Here is a 22963-nt window from a genome sequence, read left to right on the forward strand (position 1 = left end):
CTCAATGCCCGCCATGTTCGGCTTCGCCCTTGCCGAGTTCGGCCTTGAGGGTGAAGCTGTTGGCGCTGGCGATCGTCTCGTTGCCGGTCAGGCCCTTCGTCACTGCGACCATCTGTCCATCACGGCGACCGAGCATGACGGGTGCTGTTCGAAATCCGTCAGCGGTTCGCACGAACACGACCGAACGATTCTCGACGGTCTGCACGGCAGCCGCCGGGATCATCAAGATCGCGCTGCCGGCTGCGTCCACGCTGTTGCCACCGACGCTGATCCGCGCCTGCACCTGTTCGCCGACGCGCCAATGGCCCGATCGGTTGTCGAGGTCCGCGATGACCCGCACCAGCCGCGTTTCGGGGTCGAGCGCGGGCGCAACGAAGCGTACTGTCGCTTGCTGACGGCGTCCGGCACTGGCGACCTCCAACTTGCCACCGCGGCGAACCCGCGCTGCCTCGGCCGGAGGTAGCATCAGATTGACGCTCAGCTTGTCCAGCGAAGCGATCCGAAACAACTCGGTCTCCGCCGAATCGGCGGTGAAGCTTTGCCCCAATATCGCCGTGCGTGCGATCACATGGCCGGCGATCGGTGCGGCAATGACGATGCGATTGAGACTGCCGCCGCGAACGCCTGACGCGCTCGCCTGCTGCCGGGCGAGCCGCACCGCCACATCCGCTTCGCGAGCGGCCGCACGCGATATCTCCACCTCGCGCAACGGACGGAAGCCGCGCGCGTATAGCGCCTCATCGCGATTCAGCGTGGCACGGGCGAGCTCGGCGCGGCTGCGCGTACGCTCGATTTCGGCATGCAGCGACGCGGCCTCGCGGCTTTCGATCACGGCGAGCGTCTGTCCCCGCGCAACGGCATCGCCCAGATTGCGGGTCAGCGAAACGATTCGACCCGCGACCGGGGTAGCGACGATACGCGTTCGATCGGGATCACTCTCGATGATCGCCGATACTTCGATGGCTTCCGTGGACCTGCCGCCTATCGGTCGGACAAGCGCAATTTGGGCAGCGGCGATCTGTTCTGCCGTCAGCGCGACATCACCATCGGCATGGGTTTCGGCGGACTGCGAATTGGGTGCTGTCTCGGGTGCGGGCGAACCACAGCCGACGACAAGCGACGCGACGCAAAGCGCCGCGGGAAAACGGAACATGGTTTGAAACTCCTGAGATGACCGAATGCGCCGGGTGGGCGCGGAGAGTCGTCGTCAGGCGATGGGAGGGCGTAGCAGCGAAGCGGGCGGGCCGCGATTTGGCGCGGCAGCGGCGACTAGGCGCAGCATTCCCGCTTCGTCTGAATGCATCTGTGCAGCAGCAAGGTGCATCGGCGCCGCCAGGTCGTGGCCGTGGCAGATCGTGTGGTGATGCGGATAGCCGGCGTCACGATCAGCTGGCACCTGATCATGATCACCATCGCTATGGAGCCATTGGGTGGCTCCGCTAACTTCGCGCCCACCCGCCGTTTCGGCCGCATGCACGACCGCACCACTGACCAGACTGGCAAGCAGAAAAAAAGCGGCAAGAATGCGGAGCCGATGTCGCATCGGCGCCACTTAGCCCAAGCGGCGCGTGATTGAAACGCTAGAGCGCGGTCGCGCGATTGAATCGTGAGTGTCAGCTTTGCGTATACCGTTTTCCACAAGCTGACCCTCACAAACCGCCCAAAACCTGCGACGCAGCAATGCGCCCCAATGACCGCCGTGTGCTCGTGGCCAGCTTGAAAGCTGCCGCTCGCTTGGCGGTGAGCAAATAACCATGTTTCAGTAAACGCCGGGTTGGCGGCTATGGGGGGCGAAATTATTTCTGCCGCAAATGCTTTCGTGGAATGCGCCAACATAAGCAAATGGCCTTCTTGTCGAAGCTCAATCAGAATGCCTGGCCATAAAATCGAGGATTAGGCGCGCGATTTCATCGGTTTTCTCGTCGAGCGCAAAGTGGCCCGCGTCGAGCAAGTGTATTTCCGCGTCAGGCACGTCTTGCTTGAATGCCGTGCCGCCCGCAGCGATGAAGGAAGGGTCATTGGCTCCCCATACGACCAGCGTCGGCGGCTGATTTTCGCGTAGCCAAGCCTGCCACTGCGGGTAGGCCGCGACATTGGTCCGATAATCGTAGAGCAACGCCGACTGGATCGCGCGTTGGCCGGGTTTTGCAAGGTGCGCAAACTCGTTGCTCCAGGCCTCCGGATTGTAGCGCTCTGGATGCGATGTGCCCGCTGTATGACGTTGCATCGTGGTTTCGAAAGACAAGAAGGCTTCAAGAATCTCCGGATGACCTTTCGGATCATCCCAGAATTCAGCAATGCCGGGCCATTTCTTGCCCAAGCCTTCTTCATAAGCATTGCCGTTCTGCGCTATTAGCGCTTCCAATCGCTCCGGATGCGCCAGCATCATCCGGAAACCCACCGGAGCGCCGTAATCATGAATGTACAGGCTGTACCGGTTGATCTTGAGGCGCTCCAACAGGTCACTCATCACCTCAGCCAAACGATCGAACGTGTAGGGAAAGGCGGACGGGTCAGGTGCGTCGCTTTGTCCGAAGCCCGGATAATCCGGCGCGATGACGTGGTATCGCGTGGCCAGTAGCGGGATCAGCGCTTCGTACTGGCGAGACGAGGTCGGAAAACCATGCAGCAGGACGATTGTCGGCGCACCTTTCGGTCCGGCCTCGCGATAGAAAACCCCGACGCCGTCGATTTGCACCTTGTGATAGGTCGTGGTCGAATTGGAAGACGCCTGTTGAGCGGCCCACGCCGCCGGTGTGAAGCTGGCTAATAAGGTGGCAACTGCCGCCACGCTAAACAGCCAATTTTTCAGGTGAACACGCACACGGCAAATCATGAAAAGTCCTCGCTCGAGCCAATGTCAGGTTTATCGCGGCGAGCGATCCAAAAACAGCTTTTGGGGAACGCAGCACCCAGATAGATCAGAAATGTGGTCATGGCTCTGTATTCGCCCGGGGACGCTTGTCGGTTACATCAATGAGACTGCCGGATCCGTGGTGCGCGCAGAAGCTGCCGGGCAGTTGAGTTCCGAATGTCTCATTTCGAGCGCGGACTGCGGCCTGCGACGTAGATGGGCTTGAGAATGCGTTCGATCGCTCGAGTGCGGGGCCCGTAATGATGCGCTATCCCCTTACCCTTGGCATCTCTCGTGCGGTCGCCGGGGCAGTGCGGGGTGTCCCAAACAACGCCGGCGCCCGTTTTCAACAGAACACGCTCTAAGCCGGCCGTCCCGAGGGAATATGCGTCGCGTCAAAAAGAGACTGAGTTCGTGAGATGGGTCTATAGGCTGCGCGCGATAACGGCATGAGTATGGAATGGCGGACAAGCGGTTGATCCTTCTCGGCGCTGGTCACGCGCATCTGCTCCTGACCGAACGGCTGGAGACGTTGCGCGAGGCCGGGATCGATCCGGTTCTGATCGCACCGCGATGGTTTGATTATTCCGGGTTGGCCACGGGGGTACTTTCGGGGGCGTTGCCGTCAGATGCGAACAGGATCGATGTCGCCAGTCTGGCACGTCGGCGCGGGCTGGCCTTTGTCGAGGGCATGGCGACGGCAATCGACCGTACCGATCGTGTCGTGACGCTGGCGAGTGGTAGCCGCCATCGGTTCGACCTTCTCTCGCTCAACATCGGCAGCGTGGTCGGAGCCGCTGTAACCGGAGGGGATGTTTGCCCGGTCAAACCGCTCTCCGGACTAACAGCATTACGCGCCAGGATCGAATCGGGACGCGAATTTCCGCGCGTCTTGATTGTCGGCGCTGGTCCGAGCGGTATCGAGGTGGCAGCGGCGCTGCTGGGGCTTGCGGAACGGATTGGCGCGGTCCCGCGTGTGACGCTGGTAGCGCGGAGCGCGGACGATATGCGGGCGTGGCAAACGCTCCTGGTCCGGCTTTCCCGGCGGGGATTGAGGCTGCATTGCCTTGGCACAGCGTTGCCGGGTCATGACGTGATGATTGCCGCAACGGGGTTACGCGCTCCGACCCTGATCGACGCAGCAAAACTCGCAACGCACGCCGGTCGCGGGGCCGCGGTTGCCGCGACGCTGCAATCGACGATCGATCCGGCAATATTCGCTGCGGGCGATTGCGCCGATTTTCAGCCGCGTGCCATACAGCGGCAAGGCGTGTTCGGAGTTCGTCAGGCACCGGTGCTCATCGATAATCTGGCTGCGGTCGCTGTCGGACTACCGCTTCGGCCTTTTCGGCCGCAGCGCCGCTGGCTGGCGATCATGGATCTGGGCGACGGCACCGGTTATGCAACCTGGGGCCCATTGGCTTGGCAAGGACGCGCCATGTTGCGCCTGAAGCGGCACCTGGACCGTTCATTCGTCCGCCGATTTCAATGATCGGAATCAGCCCCAAAGTTCTTTGATGCGGGCATCCCGACCGCAAGACAGGCGGTAATAGCGATAACGAAGCGGATTCTTAGTGTAATAATTCTGGTGATAGCCTTCCGCCGAAAAAAAGCGCGTGCGCGGCAGGATGTCGGTTGCGATAGGTTTGCCTAGCGCCTTTGCGGCTTCGGCGGTGGCCGCCACTGCAGTCTTGCGTTCGGACGCGTCGCCGAAAAAAATCGCCGGACGATACTGGTCGCCGCGGTCGCAGAACTGGCCACCGCCATCGGTCGGATCGGAAGTGCGCAGCGCGTGCCGGGCAAGCGTCGCATAGCTTACCCGCGACGGGTCATAGATGACGCGCACCGCCTCGATATGTCCCGTGCCGCCTGCCGACACCTGTTCGTAGGTCGGGTTCGCCGTGTTGCCGCCGATATAGCCCGACGTCGTGGCGAGCACGCCGGGCACCTTGTCGAAATCGGATTCGGTGCACCAGAAACAGCCCGTCGCAATCACCATGTTCGCCTGGCGATTTTGCGGTGTCTGGGCCGGTGCCTGATCGGGGGTCGCAGCAGAACAGGCCGCAATGCCGACCACGGCGAGAATTACAGTCGGGGTGCGCATCGAATTAGGATCCTTTGGAAGAAATGTCATCGCCCTGCGCAACGGTTGGGGGGACTGCCCTGTCGAACCCAATTCGCTGCTACCGGCCGTAAGGTTACAGGATTGCCGACGATAATGGTGCTCGGCGTAATCAGGAGGGCCGTCCCGGTATCTGTAGTGTAACCTTTTACGGCTCGGAGGCGAACTAGGTTGCGAAGAGAAGACGCGCTCGATCTGCTTCCGATTGGCTCGCGTGCCTTCGTTACGGGGTTCCGCTCGCCAATTCTCACATCACACGATCAGACGTGAGTGGTGGTCGGTTGTTGACCCAGCCATTGCATCAAGGGGGATTTCGAGATGAATGATAGCGGCGCGCTCAAAGCCGGCTCCTTGCTGGCGCTACGCAGCGGGACCGGATCATTGCTGGTGTTGTGGGGCGCATTGCGCCTGGTCGCGCCTGCAACCGGACCAGGACTTGCGGACAAATATTATTCCGGCATTTTGAACATTCAGACGTTCCAGGTCGCCTTTGGTGCGGCCGAAGTCCTGCTCGGTCTTCTGGTCGTGCTGGGTCTGTTCCGCCGCATTACCTATTTGCTCCAGGCGTTGATCCTCGTGCCGGGTGCCCTCATTATCTGGCGCTATCTGCTCGACCCGATGGGTCTCTGGCTGATGTCGCGAGAAGATAGCCAGATCCTGTTCTTTCCATCGATCGCTGTAGCAGCGGCGGCGATCGTGCTGATCGCGTTTCGTGAAGACGATCGCTGGTCGCTCGACCGGGGCATTGGCCGCAGTGGTGCCGCGCGATGAAGGGCGCGGGCGGAAAGTTCGCGCTGCTGCTGCTGATTGTCGCCGCTATCGTCGCTTTCTTCCTCTTCGATTTGGGCCGATTCCTGACGATCGGTTATCTGCGCGAACAGCAAGGTGCGCTCGCGGGCCTGCTGGCGCGCGAACCGGTGCTGGTGATCGGCGGGTTCTTCGTTGCTTATGTCGCCGTGACGGCGCTGTCGCTGCCGGGGGCGGCGATCATGACGCTGGCGTCGGGGGCGGTTTTCGGGTTGATGATGGGCACCGTCATCGTCTCCTTCGCCTCGGCAATCGGTGCCGCACTGGCGTTCCTGTCGGCCCGATACCTGTTGCGCGACTGGGTAAAGGCCCGCTTTCCGAGCGCGGTACGATCGGTGGACGCGGGCGTGGCGAAGGACGGCAATTTCTATCTACTGACGTTGCGGCTGATCCCGATCTTTCCGTTTTTCCTGGTCAATCTCGCAATGGGGCTGACGTCGATGCGGCTCGTTCCCTATTTCGTCGTCAGCCAGATCGGGATGCTGGCCGGCACCATCGTCTTCGTGAATGCGGGCACCCAACTCGCCGCGATCGAATCGACGGGTGACATCCTGTCGCCCGCACTGATCGGATCGTTCGCCCTGCTCGGTATGTTTCCACTGGTTGCCAAATGGGCGATCGATGCCTGGAAACGGCGCAACGTCTATGCCGGTTGGACCAAACCCAAACATTTCGACCGAAATCTGATCGTGATCGGCGCAGGCGCCGGCGGACTCGTCACCGCCTACATCGCCGCGACGGTGAAGGCCAAGGTGACGCTGATCGAAAAGGCCAGAATGGGTGGCGATTGTCTGAACACCGGCTGTGTCCCGTCCAAGGCGCTGATCCGTTCCGCGAGGCTGGCGCACGAAATGCGCAACGCCGATGCATATGGTTTGACCGCGGCCGACACGCCGGTTCGCTTTGCCAGTGTGATGGCGCGCGTACGTAAGGCGATCCGGATCATCGAACCCGCCGACAGCATCGAACGCTATACCGAATTGGGCGTCGACGTGCGCCAAGGCCATGGCACCCTCGTCGATCCGTGGACAGTGGCGATCGATGGCGGCGAACGACTGACCGCGCGTGCAATCGTTATCGCGGCGGGTGGAGAACCGCAGGTGCCGGATATTCCGGGCATCAAGGAGAGCGGGTATCTGACCAGTGATACATTATGGGATGCGCTGGACGAACGGGAGGCGGTGCCTGATCGGCTGGTGGTGATCGGCGGCGGACCGATCGGTTGTGAACTGGCGCACGCATTCGCGCGGCTTGGCAGCAATGTCGTGCAGGTTGAGGGCGGCGCCCGCATCCTGCCGCGCGAGGATGCCGAAGTTTCCGCCTTTATCGCCGACGCGCTTCGCGCCGACGGCGTCGATCTGCGGCTGGGCGAACAAGCGCAGCGTATCGAGGGCAAGGCGCTGATGCTTGGCAATGACACCACCGTCCCTTTTGACGAACTGATCGTGGCCGTCGGGCGCACGGCGCGGATCGAGGGATACGGACTTGAAACGCTGGGCATCGAAACCGGCAAGACGCTTCAGGTCGACGATTTTTTGCGCACCCGGTTTCCCAATATATTCGCGGTCGGGGATGTCGCGGGGCCGTATCAGTTCACCCATTTCGCCGCGCACCAAGCGTGGTTTGCGGCGGTCAACGCGCTGTTCGGCCGGTTTCGCACCTTTCGCGCGGATTATTCGGTGCTGCCCTGGGTGACCTTCACCGACCCGGAAGTCGCGCATGTCGGTCACAATGAACAGTCGGCGCTAGAGGGGGGGATCGCTTATGAAGTCGTCCGCTACGACCTGAGTCATCTCGACCGGGCGGTTGCCGAAGGCACCAATGCGGGTTTCGTGAAACTGCTGGTCCAACCCGGCAAGGACCGCATCCTTGGGGCCACCATCGTCGCGCACAACGCCGGTGAAATGATCGCGGAGTTCGTGCTGGCGATGAAGCATGGCATCGGCCTCAACAAGATACTCGGTACGATCAAGGCGTATCCGACGATGGCGGAGGCCAACAAATACGCCGCGGGCGAGTGGAAGAAAGCGCGCAAGCCCGAACGCGTTTTGCGCCTGATCGAACGCTATCATGACTGGATGCGAACATGATCTTGGCGCTGTTCATCGCCACCCAGGCCTGGGTCGGCCAGTTTCAGACCGAAGGAACGCCGCCTGCGCCGTGGCGCATCGTCCGCATCGGTAACAAGGTGCCGCCGACCCGTTACCGCATCGTCCGGATCGACGGTGTCACCGCGATAGAAGGCGTCGCCGAGAAGAGCATGGCGCTGCTCGCCCGCCCGCTTGCCGTCAATCCCGACGCGACCCCGATCCTGTGCTGGCGCTGGCGAATCGAGACGCCGGTCGCAGCCGCCGATCTGCGCACCAAGAAGGGCGATGATTACGCCGCTCGCGTATATATTGCGTTCGACATTCCCGATGAGGCGATGAGCGGCGCCACGAAGTTCAAACTCGGTATTGCGCGTCGATTGTTCGGATCGGATGTGCCCGATGCGGCGATCAATTATGTCTGGGACAATCGCAATCCGGTCGGCACGCGCGCGCGCAGTGCCTATACCGATCGCGCGCATCTGATCGTGGCCGAAACCGGCTCGAACCGGGCCGGTCGCTGGGTGGCGGAGCGTGCGAATGTCGCCGCCGATTTTGCAAAGGCATTCCCAAAGGTGCCGGGCAAACCGATCCAAATTGCGGTCGCAGTGGACACCGACAATACCGGATCGACAGCGCGTGGAGCCTTTGCCGATCTGCATTTCGTGGCACGCGACGAGCCTTGTGCCTTTTGAACAGGATGATGCGATGATGATCTATCGTGGGGCAATGTGCGCCGCCGCGTCGGTGCTGGCGATCACGATCGGCGCGCCTGCACTCGCTCAACAGGCGGGTCTCCAAGTGGCGGTCGTGGATGCCGATACCGGCGCGCCGGTGACCGATGCCGATTTGACGATCCGTGATGATGACCGCTCGATCCTGCGGCGCGCGCGCACGGATGCGCGCGGCCAGGTTCGCCTCGAACCCCTCCCGACCGGAGGGGGCTATATCGTCGCGTTTGCCGGATCGGACGCCTTTGCCCCCGCGCAGTCCGCACCGGTCGCTTTGCGTTCCAACCACACCCGTTCGATCACACTGCGATTGGCCCCCGCCGACACCGCCGCAATCGTCGTGACCGCCAGCCGGACGGTGACCGGCATCAACACCGTCAATGCCGAGATTTCGGGATCGCTCACCGAGCGCGAACTACGCGACCTGCCGATCGAGGGGCGCGACGTGATCGGGGCGCTGGTGCGGCTGCCAAATGTCGTGCCATCGACAGGCTTTTTCCCCGAATCCCCTGTCATTTCGATCAACGGGGCCAACGGGCTGGAGACCAATTATCTGATCGACGGCCTCGACAATAACGAAAATTTCCTGGGTGGCCCCAAGTTTCCGGTGCCGCTGGGGTTCACACGCGAAGTCACGGTAATCGCAAATAGCTACTCGGTATTGTATGGGCGCACGCCGAACGGCTTGGTCAATTATACCACCCCATCGGGCTCCAACGAATGGCAGGGAGAGGCGTATACGCTGGTCCGCCCAGGTCGCCCGCTTGACGCAGCATCGGCCTTTCCCCGCCGCGATTTCAGCGGCAATCCGGTGGGTGAGAGTTTCGAGCGTTATCAGGCTGGTGGTGCGATCGGTGGACCGATCGTGCGCGACCGTACCTTCTTCTACGCCAACCTCGAATATACGCGTGACCGCAACATCCAGATCGTCGACGCACCCGCGCTGGGCGTGATTGAGAATGTGACCGGCAACAATCAGTTCATTCTCGGCTCGCTGCGCCTCGACCACCGGCTTTCGGACGACTGGACTGCGACGTTGCGCGCCAATGTGGGCCGGGTGACGATCGATCGGCCCGGCGGCGGGTTGGGCGGCGGCAACGTCACCTTTCCCTCGGCGGGCTCGACTCAGGATCGCTTCTCCACGCTCGTCGCCGGTTCAATCAGTTATGCGGGCCCCGAGTGGAGCTATGACGGCAGCGTCCAGTTCAGCCGGTTCCGCTGGGATTATGGCGAGGCGCGCGGCGGGCCAGGACCACAGGTAGCGATCCGCGACCAGAGCGGCCTGACAATTGGCGTGGTCGGGCATTCGGGCTTCGTCTTCGACGATCTGGAGGAAAGCTGGCAGACGGTTCAACGCGTTCAGCGCCGGTTCGGCGATCACCGGATCAGCATCGGTGCCGACCTGATCCATTCGCGATTCGCGCTGGCGGGCGGGGGCAACCCGGACGGTAATTACGTCGTCGCGCTGACCCCGGCACAGCTTGCCACCCTCAACGAAGCTGGACATGGCCTCGATCTCACGACAGGCGACGTGCTGGGACTGAACCCGCAGGTCATTGACTATGCCGTCGAACTGCGCCCCGCCACCTTTGGGCGAGACCAGAACCAGCTGGCCTTCCATGTCGAGGACGAATGGCGGCTGTCGCCGACGCTGACGGCGACGCTGGGCCTGCGATGGGACTATGATTCGCTGACCGCGCTGGGGGGCGGGGGCGGCGACTACGACAATGTCGCGCCGCGGCTGGCCGTCAATTTCCGTCCCGATGCGCGATCCTCAATCCGCTTCGGAGCGGGAATTTTCCACGGCAAGCTGCTCTATTCGGTAATTTCCGACGCCTTGCAGCGCAGTACCACCGCACCCGCCCTTTTAGGCCAGCTCGGCCAGTTGCAATCGTTGGGGATCATCCCCGCCGGGGTGCCGCTCGCGCCGCTCACCTTTGACGGCAATCTCGCGGTATCGGTACCCTGTGTCACCGCCAGCGCCTGTCCGTCGCCAGAGGCGGTGCAAGGGCTGCGCGACACCGCGACAATCAACGAAGTCCGCATCCTGAACCCCGATGGCTATGACAATCCGTACAGCCTGCAATTGAGCGCGGGCTATCAATATCAGCTGAGCGATTCCATCACGCTGGGCGTCGATGCGATCTATAGCCGGTCGCGCAACTTGGTTCGGCTGCGCGATCTGAACGCGCCTGCGCCGTTCACCCCCAATGCCGCCGCGCTGACCGATGCGAACTTGGCATTGCTCCGCGCACAGCCCGACAATGCGGCGCGATTTGCGCTTGCGGAAAGTCTGGGGCTGGTCCGCGGCCAGGCAACTGCCGACGCCACCCGTCCGGTCGGGCTGGTGCCTGGCGGCGGGCGTCAGATCACGGTTTCGGAAACCGAAGGCCGGTCCCTATACCGCGCACTCAATTTCCGTGCGGACAAGGCGCGCGGGGCCGACGATTATGCCTTCACTCTGGTCTATACGCTTGGCAAGCTGACCAACGATACCGACGACATCAACTTTCGCGCGTCAGACGCCAATAATTTCGCAGCCGATTACAGCCCATCGGCGAACGACCGGCGGCATGTGATCTCGGCGGTCGGCTATCTCTATCCGTTCGACGGGTTCACCGTAACCGCCGCCGGGCTGTTCCAGTCGGGCCAGCCGATCAATTTGGTCCCTGACGCAAGTATCTTCGGCACACAGGATCTGAACGGCGATGGCCAGTCGTTCGGCGAAAACTTCGTCGGCAATTCGGATCGCTTCCCCGGCGCGTCGCGCAATTCGGGGCGACTGCCCTGGTCGACAAGCATCGATCTGGGAGTGCGCTATGGTCTGCCGATCGCTTTCGGGCGGGTTGAGCTTTCCGCCGATGTCTTCAATGTCCTCAACACCAATAACGAGTCGGGTTTCGCCAACGCGGCGACGACCTCGAACCAGGTCCAGTTCGGGGGGGGCGCGCCCTTTGTTCAGCGCAATGCCGGACCGCCCCGGCAGTTCCAGTTCGGCGCGGCGTTCAAATTCTGATCGAAAGGAGTCGGATTGGCGATCATCCAGCAATTTCAAGGTTTGATCGGCATCGCATTGCTGTTGCTGGTCGCCTGGGGCTTGTCGGAGGACCGCGCCGGGCGACCTTCGTGGCGCTGGATCGGGGCGGCGTTATTGCTCCAGATCGGCCTTGCGCTGCTACTGGTGCGGGTACCGTTTGTCTGGAGTGTCATCACCTTGGCCAATGGAGCGGTCAGCGCCATCGAAAAAGCAACGTTGGTCGGGTCGAGCTATATGTTCGGCTATGTCGGCGGCGCGCCGTTACCCTTTGCGCTTGCCCCCGGACAGGCCGCTCCGGTCGTCATCGCGTTTCAAATCCTTCCGCTGATCATCGTGTTTTCCGCACTGTCGGCACTGCTGTGGCACTGGGGCATTCTTCCGCGCATCGTGCGCGGCTTGTCCTGGCTGTTGCAGCGCAGCCTTGGTGTCAGCGGTGTGGTCGGGCTGGGCGGCGGGGCCAATATCTTTCTAGGCGTGGTCGAAAGCCCGCTGGTGGTGCGCGCCTATTTCGCACGCATGAGCCGCAGCGAATTGTTCGCGATCATGGTGCTATCGATGGCGACAGTATCAGGCGCGGTGCTCGTGCTCTATGCCGCGACGCTGTCGCAATCCGTCCCCGATGCGACGGGGCATCTGATCTCCGCCTCGATCATCTCGCTTCCCGCAGCCCTGCTAATCGCGCGTCTGATGGTGCCCGGCAACAGCGATACAGGCACCGATGACGACGACATCGAACCCGCGCTGAAATATGACAGCAGCATCGACGCGATCGTGCGCGGAACGATGGACGGGGTGCAGTTATTTCTAGCGGTGCTCGGCATCATCATCGTCATCTTCGCATTGGTGGCGCTGGTCGACCAGATGCTCGTCGTCCTGCCGTTGATCGATGGTACTCCGGTCACCGTGGGGCGCGTATTCGGCTGGATGTTCGCCCCGCTGATGTGGACGCTGGGCGTGCCCTGGGATCAGGCGCCCCAAGCCGGCGCGCTGATGGGGACCAAGACGATCTTCAACGAATATGTCGCCTATCTCGAACTTGCAGCGTTGCCGTCGAACAATTTCGATCCGCGCAGTCAGTTGATCGTCACCTACGCGCTATGCGGCTTTGCCAATCTGGCCAGCATCGGCCTGCTCGTCTCGACCATCGGCACGCTTGCCCCGTCGCGTCGCGCCGAAGTTGCCGCGCTGGGGATGAAGAGCTGGGTCGCCGGCAATTGCGCGACGGCTATGACAGGCGCCGTCATCGGCCTGGTCACGTTGGGCTGAGGCACGCGATGTTCGACGCCCGTCTCCGCCCGATCATTGATCCGCCACTGAACCGCGCGGGGCGTGAGTTGGCGGCTTTGGGGGTGTCGGCCAATCTGCTGACCTTGATCGGGCTATGCATCGGTCTGGCGGCGGCAGTCGTCATCGGAATGGGGGCGTTCGGATGGGGCTTGGCGCTGATCCTCCTCAACCGCCTGTTCGATGGCCTGGACGGCGCAGTCGCGCGCGCCCGGAAGCCGACCGATTTCGGCGGCTATCTCGACATCGTCGCGGATTTCGCCTTCTACGTCTCGGTCCCGGTCGGATTCGGTTTCGCGGCAAGCGAGAATTTGCCCTACGCCTTGGTCTTGGTCGCGACCTTCGTCGTGACGGGCGTTAGCTTCCTTGCCTTTGCAGTTATCGCCAAGGAGCGGGGCGAACAGACTAGCGCGCATGGCCAGAAGAGCTTTTTCTATTCAACGGGCATCGCCGAAGGAGGCGAAACGATCGCAGCATTCATTGCGATGTGCATCCTGCCATGGGCATTCCCGGCGATCGCGACAGGGTTCGCGATCCTTTGCATCGTGACCGTGTTGCAACGCACGCTATTGGCGGCCAGATCTTTTCGCTGAGGTCGGACGATCATGATGCGGCAGGGTCGCCGCTAAAGCCAAGCAAGTATGGAAGCTCGTGACCTACACGGACGCCGCAGCGTTTTTGTGAGGCGCTCACGGCCAACGCAGCCCCGTTGCCATTCCCTCTAAGGACGTAGGTTGCGGGGCGTAAGGCTGTGAAGGCCCCCCGGTGTATCATCCGGGCGAAGGGTGGGGCGGCCATTCGGCGGCCTGCGTGGCCGGGGCAGCAGCATGTTCGACCGGTGTCAGCCAGCCAAGCGATGTGTGAGGCCGCCTCTCATTATAGTCCCGGCGCCGAGCCTCGATCTTGGCTCGAGCGCCGACGAAGCGCCGACAGAATGCGCCGGACCAGGCAGTCCGTCTCGCTGATGTGTCCCCCCCTGTGGGGCGCAATCCGGCTGAGCCACCCATTTGCAGATCCGTTGGCCACTGCGCGAACCGTATCGGCCACGGCGCGGCTCCACGATGCCCCCGCAAGACGCATACCCGAGATCGCGGGACACTTCGGGCATCGAGCAACAGCTGCGAATTCCATCACGCCTGCCGCACAATGCTGCTACAGCAACGACGCTTTGCCGGGAGTGCGCGGGGGCGTGGTTGACGAACGATCCTGACGAGCTCCTGGTGGTTGCCGCAGTAGCCGGGGACCGCGACGCGTTCGCCGCATTGGTGCACCGCCATTATGATCGCATCCATGGCCTTGCCTGGCAGCTCACCGGATCGCGCACCGACGCCGAGGATGTTGCGCAGGACGTGTGCTGTGCGCTGGTTGAGAAGATCAGCAGCTTTCGGGGCGAGGCGAAGTTCACCACCTGGCTCTGTGGCATCGTCGTCAATGCCGTGCGTGATCTGCACCGGCGGCGGCGTAGTTTTCGCGGGCTAACCGAGCGATTCGCAGTGGTGGCCGGGCTGGCCAAGGCGCCCGACGGACGCGACCTGCACGATGCGATGTGGGTGCGCAGCGCGGTCAGCCGGCTGAAGCCCGCCTATCGCGACGCCGTCGTGCTGGTGGTGGGGCAGCAGCTCAGCCACGCCGAGGCGGCCGACATACTGGGCGTCGCGGAGGCAACCATATCGTGGCGGATGCATGAAGTGCGGCGCATGCTGGCGGCTGAACCGGCGAGCTGAAGATTATTTCTCGAACTATCCAAGGATTTGCGCGCGAGCCGCGTCGAAGGAACATGCGGGCAATTCTGCCGCGCTGATCCAAGGGGAAAGTTCATGTCCCGTACCCGTCCAATCATCACCGCCACGGTCGGCGCGGCACTGCTGGCATCGTGCGCCGGACCGGCGGTCGAGGAGCCCGCCGCGACCGCCGCGCCGGCAGCCGCCGCGGAGATGGTCGTTACCGGTACCCGCATCCGCGAGCGCGCTGACAGCATCGTGGCTGAGGATATCGGCACCCTTCCGGGCGCACGCGTTGCCGCGCCGACTCCGCCACCGGCACTTGCCGTACAGGCGCTGACGCGTGCGCCCGGCCTCGCCTATGCGCCCGACCCGCGGCAGGTTCCGCAGTATCAGGACTTCGGGCGCGACACGTTCACTGCGGTCGCCCAGAATCCGTTCAAGGTCGTGCGCGAGGAGCCGGTCTCGACCTTCTCGATCGATGTCGATACCGCGTCCTATTCGTTCGTCCGCGCCTCGTTGACCCGGAACGTGCTGCCGCAGCCTGCTGCGGTGCGGGTCGAGGAGATGATCAACTATTTCCCCTACAACTATGCCGCCCCCCGCTCGGCAGACCAGCCGTTCAGCACCAATGTCGCGGTGATGCCGAGCCCCTGGACCGCCGGTCGCAAGGTCGTGCGGATCGGCATCCGCGGTTATGACGTCGCGCCCGCCACGCGACCGCGCGCGAACCTTGTCTTCCTGATCGACACCTCCGGATCGATGAACGCTCCCAACAAGCTGCCGCTGGTCAAACAGTCACTGGCGATGCTGCTCGAGCAGCTCGATGGGAAGGATCGCGTCGCGATCGTCACCTATGCCGGAAGCGCCGGCACCGCGCTGGAGCCGACGCCTGCCAGCCAGAAGGACCGGATCCTCGCGGCGCTCGATCGCCTTGGCGCGCGGGGCGGCACGGCGGGCGCCGAGGGCATTCGCCAGGCCTATGCGCTCGCGCAGCAGAACCTCGACCCGCGCGGCGTCAACCGCGTGATCCTGGCGACCGACGGGGACTTCAATGTCGGCATCACAAATCCGAACGAGCTGAAGGGTTTTGTCGAGCGCGAGCGGGAGAAGGGAGTGTTCCTGTCGGTACTCGGTTTCGGAATGGGCAATTACAACGACGCGCTGATGCAGACGCTGGCGCAGAACGGCAACGGCGCGGCCGCCTATATCGACACCGTCGCCGAGGCTCGAAAAACGCTGGTCGACGAGGCGAGCTCGACGCTGTTTCCGATCGCCAAGGACGTCAAGATCCAGGTCGAGTTCAATCCTGCCGCCGTCGCCGAATATCGCCTGATCGGGTATGAGACCCGGATGTTGGCACGCGAGGATTTCGACAATGATCGCGTCGATGCCGGGGAAGTCGGGTCGGGGCAGACGGTGACCGCCCTCTACGAGATCGTGCCGGTCGGCGGGCCGCGCGCCAATGGTGACCTGCGCTATGCCCGGCCTGCGCCGCAGACTCCTGCGCGTGCCCAGGAATATGGCTTCGTCAAGATTCGCTACAAACTACCCAAGGAGGCGAAGAGCCGCCTGATCAGCACGCCGATCGGGCGCACGGCCGAGTTCGCGCGGCTTGAGGATGCGCCGCAGGAAGCGCGCTTTGCAGTGGGCGTGGCGGCGTTCGCCGAACTGCTGCGGGGCGGCAAATATAGCGGCGCCGCCAGCTATGATGACGTGCTGCGGATTGCTGCTGGTGCGCGCGGGCAAGACCCCTTCGGCTATCGCGCCGAGTTCGTCCAGATGGTCCGCCAGGCGAAGACGGCAGCTTCGATGGCAAGCATGAGGCGCTGACGAGGTGAGGGGTGCGGCGGCGCGATGCCGCCGCACTTGCTTTTGCCGCTTTGCCGCATTCGCGCTGGCTGCGATTGCGGCTATAGGTTTTGGAAGATGCATCGTTCGCTACGCCCTCTCTTTGAGTGCTTGCCCGGCAGCTCCGTATCAGGGGCAGGCCCGTGAGCGAGCATGACGATCTGTCGCGGGCGCTGCCCGACGCGCCCCCGCCGCGGCCGGCGCAGCGGCGGGCTGCCATCGAGAAGGCGATGGCGCGGTTCGACGGGACCGAGGCGCCGACGCCCGCACGCGCGAAGGCATCGCGGGGCCCATCCGGGTGGCGCTGGCCGCAGCTCACGGCACTCACCACCGCGGCGCTGGTCGGGGCGGTGACCGTGTCCTTGTTGAACTCGGGCGACTATCGCGAGGCACCTTTGCCGCGCAGCCCTGCATCCCAGCAGGCAGAAGAAGCAGAGCAGACAGCATCCGTAAATACGCCCCCTCCAGCGCTGCGCGAGTTCGCCCCGGCGAAACCCGCAGCGGTACCGACCGCGCCGACCGCCGAGCCGACGCTCGAGCGCGTCCCACAGGTTGCCGCCACGCCGGTCGCGCCGCGCGCGACCGAGGCAGCTGCACCATCGCCGCCGCCAGCGGCCTACGCTCCCCCCCCGCCCCCGCCACCCCCCGCGCCTGCGCAGTCCGCGCAGAGTGCCCCGCGAGCGAGTGCGGACGCTGTCGCCGCCGAGGATATCGGCGCCCTCCCTGATAGCGAAGGGATCATCGTCACCGGCGCGCGGACACGGGAAGCATCCCGTCGGGTGCCGCCGCCCCCGGAGCCCGTGCTGAAAGCGCGGGCTGGGACAAAGCGTGGCGACTGGAATGCGTGTACGATCGAAGACCCTGCGCGCAGCCTCACAGCCTGCCGTCTGACAGTCGATCCTGCGGCGCCCGGAAACAAGGGAAGGGCGGACGCGCAGATCGCCGATGGGCTGATCCAGGCGTGGGCAGGAGATGCGCGCGGTGCGGCTGCCGCATTTGACCGCGCGGTGAACATCAGCGGTAAGTCTTCTCTCGCTTACCTTAATCGTGGCCTCGCGCGCGAGCGCAGTGGCGATATGCGCGGGGCGCTCGCCGATCTCAATAAGGCGGTTCGGCTCTCGCCAAAGTCGGCGCGCGCCTACTATCACCGCAGCTTGGTACGCGAGCGCAACGGTGACGGTAACGGCGCGCGCGCCGACGCGCGCCGAGCGCTCGCGCTCGATCCCGGCTACCGCGTCGTGATCCGCTGACCTTTACTGAGCAGGGCGGGAATACAGTCAGTTATTACACGTCGCGAACCGCAGACGGTGGTGAACGTGCGTGCGGGACTGGGTCGACGCCGGGCGTCGTGCTCGTTCCGGCGCGGCATTTTTTCGGACGATAATGAGCGATGACAAGCAGCGGCCCGAACTGACCCCTGGACCGATTAATGATTGCTTAGGCGATTAACGGTTAAGTCTGAGGTCTTTAGGAACGGTTGCGATGGACACCGCGACGCGCGGTAAACTCGGCCCCGGCGCTATATCCGTTCGGTGGTTGTTCGAGCCTGCGGGCGAGGTCAACGACGCCGGACGGTCGTTCCTGCTTGGGCAACTGCTCAGTGCGCCGGCCGCCGCGATTATGGGATCGTTTTGCGCAATCGTCGTCGTGACGGCGGCGCTGCTGCGCAGTGGCCACTCCGTCTATGGAATCCTGGTGGGTCTGGAATGTGCGCTGATCGTCTGGCGCTTTACCGACTGGAAGCGTCGCGAGCGCAATCTCAAGGTAGATACCGCACATGTGCCGACCATCGACACATCGGTACTTCTTTCCGCTCTTTGGTGCTTGCTGCAAGGCGCCTCCGCATTTGTGATCATGTCGGACGACGATCCGGTGCTGCGCGTGCTGTCGGCCACGCTCGTAATGGCACTGCTCGGTCCTATTTGCGCGCGCAACTACGCGGCGCCCCGGTTCGCCTTCCTGCTCATTCTCCTGTGCGATCTGCCGTTCGTCGCCGGTGCTCTCGCGTCTCGCGAGCCTTGGCTGGCAATCATCCTCCTTATCACGCCAGCGTTTCTCCTCGGTGCCACGCAGATTATTATAACCTTTCACCGGACGATGCTGCGGTCGCTCGCCGCTGAGGCCCGGAACCTCCGCCTTGCGCAACATGACTCGCTCACCGGCGTTCTCAATCGGCAAGGCATGGACGCGGCTCTCAGCGAGATCGTGCCTGACAATGAGCGCACGATGGCCCTTCTCGCGATCGACCTCGATGGCTTCAAGCAGGTCAATGACAGCCATGGCCATGGCGCCGGTGACCTCCTCCTGATCCAGGTGGCGCAACGCATCGAGGCAGGACTCTCGGGCGACCACCTGCTGGGGCGAATGGGGGGCGATGAATTCATGGTGGTAATGCGCAACGTCGCACCTGCCGAAGTGCGTGCATCCGTGGAAAGCTTGATCGTAGCAATTTCGCATCGGCCCTATGAACTGGGCAGCGGAGCGGTCGTGCGCATCGGCGCGAGCATTGGTTTCGCCTGCACGCCCGAGGATGCAACGACGACGGTTGATCTGCGGCTCCGCTCCGACGAGGCGCTCTATGCCGCAAAAGGAGCGGGGAAAGGCGTCGGGCTTCGGTACCGCGAGCATATCGACAATGTCGAGGTGGCGCAGCACGCGGGGCAGGCCAGCTCCAAATTTGCAAGCCTGGCTCCCCGCGCGCGCCGCCCCGGACAGAGGACGTGACCATCCACTAGTGCCCCATCCGCGCTTCGCTGCTCCCAGCTGGACTGGGGTTCGAACAACTGTCCCCGCCGACGGATGCTCGAAAGGTACTAAATTACTGAAGGCCTACGTCACTCAGCGCTCCAACCGGGCGCGCACGGCGCCGAAGCGGCCGACGAACAGGGCAATGTCGCGATTGGCCCGATTGCCACGTCGACATTGCCGAGAAACGCGCGCTGCAGGGGCCGCGCGGCGGGATTGCGGTCGCAGGACTCGGTGGCCTTTCCGCCAAAGCCAACGGCGCCGTCCCGCTCACGTGGGACAGCACGCCAGCGCCCAGCGGTGACACCGCAGGGCGGGGTCAGGCGAAAGCGGCTGTCGGGCAGAATCGCCAGCGTGCCGCCCCGCTCCGAAGGGTGAAGCGCATGCCGGAAAGGAGGCGAGTTGTGACTCCACTAGCGACCGGCGGGGCATCGTCCGTGCGGCGGAGGCGGACGGCGCCAACCCCGGGACAAAAGCAGCCGCCATATCCATTTTCGTCGAAAGTAAGCACGGGCGATCTTCGCTTGCAGCGATCTCAACCGGCCGTCGACCGTCGAATGCCACCCCTGCCACACATGCTTGCCAGCTTTAGGGATTGGGACGGCCCTGACATCAGCGACCGGTTGTGCAGTCATCCGGCCGCACCGTCTTTCGAGTAAGCGCAAGGGTCGATCGCCACCTGCTTGCCACGTGGATCGGTCATCAATTTTCGCGCCAATGGTCCGTGATCGTGCGCAGATTGCGATGCGCCATCTCAGCAGGATAAGCATGAACTCCGGTACCAAGTGCCCATCACGCCACTGGACAAGGCCGCCAGCCCGTCTGAAACAGGGTCGGAAGGGAATCGGTGTTGGCGTTTATCGATGAGCTCGTTGAGGACGGCGGAAATTTCGTTTTCAAGCGGACGGAGGGGGGCGCTTCGCTCAGTCCGGCCAGCGACCGTGACGCAGACATTGCTTCGTTTCAGAATCTGGTGCGCCGCGTTCGGGCGAACGAAGGCGACGGCTACGCGATTCACTTAGAGCATGTCTGTGCCGATCGGCCGGGTCATCTCGTGGATTTGGTCGTCCTGCAGATCGACGACTGAGTTGGTTGAAAGGGACCTGGCGGGTGGCGCCTGGATGTCTCTTTCGTATCCTGAACTCGTGGTGCCTAGAGGAGTAATGGCGCCGAAAGGCGACAGGTCGCATACGGCGATCGCATTTCAACGAGGGAAAGGCGCTGAAGGCAATCAGCCCTTTTTCAATTTGAGGAACCGAATTTATGCGTCAGCTTAAGCAAGCTAGACCGCTAGTTTCCTTATTTCTTTGCGCGCTTGCGCTGGGACACGGAACGGCATCTGCACAGCAGGGCAAGCCAGCGTCTCCCAAGGAGGTTTCCATTGAGGCCGATCTTGACCTCGATGGCCGACCGGACAGAATCACAGCCTATCTGCGGCCTGCTCAAAGGATGTACTGGGTCCATATCAAGCTGAGCACCGGGCGGGAGTTCAGGCCGTTGAGCGGGTATATCGATCCAAGACGCGCTCGTATTTCGCTTAGTTATCGCGGCGGCCAGAGGGGAGATATTCGCTGTGCCGAATGGCGCCCGACCAAATTCGGCGCAAGCTGCGGCGCGGGGGGAACAGACGCCGGACCCTATCGTCTGATCGCCTTCGACACCGGCCCGCAGATGTTCCTGATTTACTACACCGAAACCAATCGCCACCTGGATGGCTCGCCTCCCGATCACGAACTTGCCTATTTTAAGGTCATGTCGGCGATCGAAGGCAACATGATCGAATTCGCTGGCAACTAAAGCGACACGCACCCGATCCGGATTGCACGCGCTACGGCGCTATTCCCTCGCCGTTGCTCGTGTCCAGCTAGATTAATACCTCTCGCCGACCTGCTGCGCATCTGCGCGTTGGGCGGCGGCCTAGAAGATCCTGCAGTACCTTAACTATCTCAATCTGTTATATACGATTTATCATCTTGATCTTCGATTGTGTGAATGAGATGTTTCATAGAGCTGCCGGGGAAACTCGCAGCGGTCGCGTCACGCGAACAGGCGTAACGCTAGGAGGGGGTCGGCGATGTCGTTGTTCAATTCAGAAGATATGGCTTTGGCGAACGGCGGGTGGCTGGATCCGCGCCGTTCCAACTATGCCCATCTCGGTGAACTTGCGGAGGAAGAAATGCATCGGACACGACGCCTGCTGAAAGCCGCCGGATGGTTTCTTACGACAGCAACGGCTATGATAACGCCGGGGCTGGCGATGGCGCAGCAATCGACCCGCTCGGTAACACAGACTGTAACGCTGCATGCGGATATCGACGGCGACGGCAAGCCCGATCTGGTGACCGCGAATTTGCGCCCGCCCGCGCGAATGTTCTGGATCAACATCGAACTCAGCACCGGGCGTAAGTTCTCGCCATTGAGCGGCTATATCGATCCGGCGCGCGCGCGCATGGCTCTCACATTCCGCGACGAAAAACAGGGTGGGGACATACGCTGCGCAGAATGGCGCCCGTCGAAGAGCGGCGTTACGTGCGGCGCGCCGCGGCCCAGTCACGGCCTGGTACGGGCGATTGTCTTCGAAACGGGCCAGCAAATCTTTCTGATTAGCTACAGCGAAGGCATCAAATGGGGAGGGCGCGTGTCGGATGACCACGAGCATGCCTATTTCCAGGTCATGCCAGCCATCGAGGGCCCCTGGAGGCCGGCAGGTGGTGAATAAAGGTGGTGTTCTGCCGAAGCCTATCACGGTTGGGTATCACCCGCTTCGTCGCTGTGGCGACAGCAATATTCTGGACATCAGCGTAAGTGTCGGTGCGCCGGGGTAATCGGATGACCGGCATGGGCGCGACGCTGCTTGCTGACGATCAGTCCGATCACCCTGGGGCATGCGCGATCGCCGCATCGACTGAGGCACCGTGCTCGATAGCAGATCAGGTCGCTCGAAATGGCATTCGGCTCTCACCTTGGCGATCGAGCAGCGCCGTCTTGACGACGCCGACGCACTGCTGACGCGCATGAAGGCGATGACGTCGCAAATTTTTCCCCCGGCGCGGCTGATCCTGCTGGAAATGCAGCTACGCGTCGCGCAACGAAGGCCGGACGACGTACGCCAGCTTATCGCGAAACTCACCCCCTGGCCAAGCGCAACGTTGCCGCGGCACGTGGTCTTGCGGCGTTCCTGTTCGAGACCGGGCATGACCTGAAGGAGATGGAATGGCTTGAGCGCGCATATGCGCGCGACCCTGCGAACGTCGCGACGTTGCTGGCGATCGTCAACGTGTATCAAAAGCTCGGCCGCCGTGAACTGGCTTACGAGTTCGTCGCCAACGCGCTGAAGCAGGGGCGGCCGACTGCGGCGCTGATGCGGATCGCCAGCATGTATCAGGACGACGGTCGCGCCGAAGAGGCCGCGACGCATCTGCGTGAGGTGCTGGAAAAGCAGCAAAACCACCCGAACGTACTTGCCAGCCTGTTGATCAGCCGCACCGCCGACGACGATAAGGCTATCATTACCGCCGCGTCCGCCGTGATCAAAGACGATGCCCAGCTCAAGGCACCGCGTGCCGCAGTTGCCTATGCGCTGGCGTCCGCGTTCGATCGAAGCGGCCGCTATGACGAGGTATTTGCGCAGGCTGAAACCGCCAATCGCCTTGTGCGGGTGGATCATCCACATGATCTCGAGCCCCAGCGGCAGCGGTATCAGCGCGTCATGCACGACCTCATG

At 62.9% G+C, this 22963-nt stretch carries 19 protein-coding genes and 1 pseudogene; 15 read left to right on the forward strand and 5 right to left on the reverse strand.

Annotated elements, in window-relative coordinates:
- Window position 1: 1 nt before the first annotated feature.
- Entirely contained in the window at window positions 2–1153 is a 1152-nt protein-coding gene (locus tag FPZ54_RS13775) for an efflux RND transporter periplasmic adaptor subunit (protein WP_145848091.1), read from the reverse strand.
- Window positions 1154–1318: 165 nt separating this feature from the next.
- On the opposite strand from FPZ54_RS13775, the gene FPZ54_RS13780 reads away from it, so the two are divergent.
- A complete protein-coding gene (locus tag FPZ54_RS13780) occupies window positions 1319–1576 on the forward strand; it encodes a hypothetical protein (RefSeq protein WP_186456774.1) in 258 nt (85 codons plus the stop codon).
- Window positions 1577–1861: 285 nt separating this feature from the next.
- Here the strand turns inward: FPZ54_RS13780 and FPZ54_RS13785 are convergent, their stop codons facing one another.
- Complete coding sequence (locus FPZ54_RS13785) at window positions 1862–2836, reverse strand: alpha/beta fold hydrolase (protein WP_145848095.1); 975 nt, start codon at window positions 2834–2836, stop codon at window positions 1862–1864.
- Between the two features lie 478 nt (window positions 2837–3314).
- On the opposite strand from FPZ54_RS13785, the gene FPZ54_RS13790 reads away from it, so the two are divergent.
- Window positions 3315–4346 (forward strand): NAD(P)/FAD-dependent oxidoreductase, encoded by a 1032-nt coding sequence (locus FPZ54_RS13790; RefSeq protein ID WP_145848097.1) that lies wholly within the window; start codon window positions 3315–3317, stop codon window positions 4344–4346.
- Between the two features lie 6 nt (window positions 4347–4352).
- Here the strand turns inward: FPZ54_RS13790 and msrA are convergent, their stop codons facing one another.
- Complete coding sequence (msrA, locus tag FPZ54_RS13795; protein ID WP_222428313.1) at window positions 4353–4958, reverse strand: peptide-methionine (S)-S-oxide reductase MsrA; 606 nt, start codon at window positions 4956–4958, stop codon at window positions 4353–4355.
- Between the two features lie 336 nt (window positions 4959–5294).
- Between msrA and FPZ54_RS13800 the strand changes: the two genes are divergently transcribed.
- From FPZ54_RS13800 to FPZ54_RS13825, 6 genes are read left to right on the forward strand one after another with little or no spacing between them, the layout of a single operon-like run.
- Entirely contained in the window at window positions 5295–5747 is a 453-nt protein-coding gene (locus tag FPZ54_RS13800; RefSeq protein ID WP_145848101.1) for a hypothetical protein, read from the forward strand.
- Window positions 5744–7873 carry an FAD-dependent oxidoreductase gene (locus tag FPZ54_RS13805; RefSeq protein ID WP_145848102.1) on the forward strand — a complete coding sequence of 710 codons (2130 nt, stop codon included), beginning with the start codon at window positions 5744–5746 and terminating at the stop codon, window positions 7871–7873. Before FPZ54_RS13800 ends, FPZ54_RS13805 begins: the two co-directional genes overlap by 4 nt.
- Window positions 7870–8565 (forward strand): DUF3047 domain-containing protein, encoded by a 696-nt coding sequence (locus FPZ54_RS13810; RefSeq protein ID WP_145848105.1) that lies wholly within the window; start codon window positions 7870–7872, stop codon window positions 8563–8565. Before FPZ54_RS13805 ends, FPZ54_RS13810 begins: the two co-directional genes overlap by 4 nt.
- 13 nt (window positions 8566–8578) lie before the next feature.
- A complete protein-coding gene (locus FPZ54_RS13815; RefSeq protein WP_239019586.1) occupies window positions 8579–11617 on the forward strand; it encodes a TonB-dependent receptor in 3039 nt (1012 codons plus the stop codon).
- A 15-nt stretch (window positions 11618–11632) separates the two neighbouring features.
- The gene (locus tag FPZ54_RS13820) at window positions 11633–12904 is read left to right on the forward strand and encodes a NupC/NupG family nucleoside CNT transporter (protein WP_186456775.1); all 1272 of its coding nucleotides are present in this window, start codon (window positions 11633–11635) and stop codon (window positions 12902–12904) included.
- A gap of 8 nt (window positions 12905–12912) precedes the next feature.
- On the forward strand, window positions 12913–13515 hold the full coding sequence (locus FPZ54_RS13825; protein ID WP_145848107.1) for a CDP-alcohol phosphatidyltransferase family protein: 603 nt from the start codon (window positions 12913–12915) through the stop codon (window positions 13513–13515).
- Between the two features lie 177 nt (window positions 13516–13692).
- On the opposite strand, the pseudogene FPZ54_RS20230 reads toward FPZ54_RS13825, so the two are convergent.
- Window positions 13693–13836, reverse strand: a pseudogene (locus FPZ54_RS20230) (integrase core domain-containing protein); the annotation flags it as partial.
- 279 nt (window positions 13837–14115) lie between these two features.
- On the opposite strand from FPZ54_RS20230, the gene FPZ54_RS13835 reads away from it, so the two are divergent.
- The 7 genes from FPZ54_RS13835 (at window position 14116) to FPZ54_RS13865 (ending at window position 21958) form a co-directional block, all read left to right on the forward strand.
- Window positions 14116–14646 (forward strand): RNA polymerase sigma factor, encoded by a 531-nt coding sequence (locus tag FPZ54_RS13835; RefSeq protein ID WP_239019587.1) that lies wholly within the window; start codon window positions 14116–14118, stop codon window positions 14644–14646.
- Between the two features lie 93 nt (window positions 14647–14739).
- The gene (locus tag FPZ54_RS13840) at window positions 14740–16476 is read left to right on the forward strand and encodes a vWA domain-containing protein (RefSeq protein WP_145848112.1); all 1737 of its coding nucleotides are present in this window, start codon (window positions 14740–14742) and stop codon (window positions 16474–16476) included.
- A gap of 161 nt (window positions 16477–16637) precedes the next feature.
- Entirely contained in the window at window positions 16638–17744 is a 1107-nt protein-coding gene (locus FPZ54_RS13845) for a tetratricopeptide repeat protein (protein WP_145848114.1), read from the forward strand.
- 232 nt (window positions 17745–17976) lie between these two features.
- On the forward strand, window positions 17977–19218 hold the full coding sequence (locus FPZ54_RS13850; RefSeq protein ID WP_145848116.1) for a GGDEF domain-containing protein: 1242 nt from the start codon (window positions 17977–17979) through the stop codon (window positions 19216–19218).
- A gap of 871 nt (window positions 19219–20089) precedes the next feature.
- The gene (locus tag FPZ54_RS13855; protein ID WP_145848118.1) at window positions 20090–20326 is read left to right on the forward strand and encodes a hypothetical protein; all 237 of its coding nucleotides are present in this window, start codon (window positions 20090–20092) and stop codon (window positions 20324–20326) included.
- A gap of 176 nt (window positions 20327–20502) precedes the next feature.
- Window positions 20503–21036, forward strand: coding sequence for a hypothetical protein (locus tag FPZ54_RS13860; protein WP_145848120.1), 534 nt, complete (start codon window positions 20503–20505; stop codon window positions 21034–21036).
- A gap of 277 nt (window positions 21037–21313) precedes the next feature.
- On the forward strand, window positions 21314–21958 hold the full coding sequence (locus FPZ54_RS13865; RefSeq protein WP_145848122.1) for a hypothetical protein: 645 nt from the start codon (window positions 21314–21316) through the stop codon (window positions 21956–21958).
- 36 nt (window positions 21959–21994) lie between these two features.
- On the opposite strand, the gene FPZ54_RS20490 is transcribed toward FPZ54_RS13865, so the two are convergent.
- The gene (locus FPZ54_RS20490) at window positions 21995–22954 is read right to left on the reverse strand and encodes a hypothetical protein (protein ID WP_422396535.1); all 960 of its coding nucleotides are present in this window, start codon (window positions 22952–22954) and stop codon (window positions 21995–21997) included.
- Window positions 22955–22963 lie beyond the last annotated feature (9 nt).

Origin of the sequence: Sphingomonas suaedae, assembly GCF_007833215.1 — a bacterium.
Classification (GTDB): Bacteria; Pseudomonadota; Alphaproteobacteria; order Sphingomonadales; family Sphingomonadaceae; genus Sphingomonas; species Sphingomonas suaedae.

Coding starts and splice junctions, on each gene's coding strand:
- FPZ54_RS13815 (WP_239019586.1), top strand. CDS start 8,579: ATGATGATCTATCGTGGGGCAATGTGCGCCGCCGCGTCGGTGCTGGCG.
- FPZ54_RS13825 (WP_145848107.1), top strand. CDS start 12,913: ATGTTCGACGCCCGTCTCCGCCCGATCATTGATCCGCCACTGAACCGC.
- FPZ54_RS13840 (WP_145848112.1), top strand. CDS start 14,740: ATGTCCCGTACCCGTCCAATCATCACCGCCACGGTCGGCGCGGCACTG.
- FPZ54_RS13790 (WP_145848097.1), top strand. CDS start 3,315: ATGGCGGACAAGCGGTTGATCCTTCTCGGCGCTGGTCACGCGCATCTG.
- FPZ54_RS13810 (WP_145848105.1), top strand. CDS start 7,870: ATGATCTTGGCGCTGTTCATCGCCACCCAGGCCTGGGTCGGCCAGTTT.
- FPZ54_RS13775 (WP_145848091.1), bottom strand. CDS start 1,153: ATGTTCCGTTTTCCCGCGGCGCTTTGCGTCGCGTCGCTTGTCGTCGGC.
- FPZ54_RS13805 (WP_145848102.1), top strand. CDS start 5,744: ATGAAGGGCGCGGGCGGAAAGTTCGCGCTGCTGCTGCTGATTGTCGCC.
- FPZ54_RS13800 (WP_145848101.1), top strand. CDS start 5,295: ATGAATGATAGCGGCGCGCTCAAAGCCGGCTCCTTGCTGGCGCTACGC.
- FPZ54_RS13860 (WP_145848120.1), top strand. CDS start 20,503: ATGCGTCAGCTTAAGCAAGCTAGACCGCTAGTTTCCTTATTTCTTTGC.
- FPZ54_RS13785 (WP_145848095.1), bottom strand. CDS start 2,836: ATGATTTGCCGTGTGCGTGTTCACCTGAAAAATTGGCTGTTTAGCGTG.
- FPZ54_RS13850 (WP_145848116.1), top strand. CDS start 17,977: ATGGACACCGCGACGCGCGGTAAACTCGGCCCCGGCGCTATATCCGTT.
- msrA (WP_222428313.1), bottom strand. CDS start 4,958: ATGCGCACCCCGACTGTAATTCTCGCCGTGGTCGGCATTGCGGCCTGT.
- FPZ54_RS13865 (WP_145848122.1), top strand. CDS start 21,314: ATGTCGTTGTTCAATTCAGAAGATATGGCTTTGGCGAACGGCGGGTGG.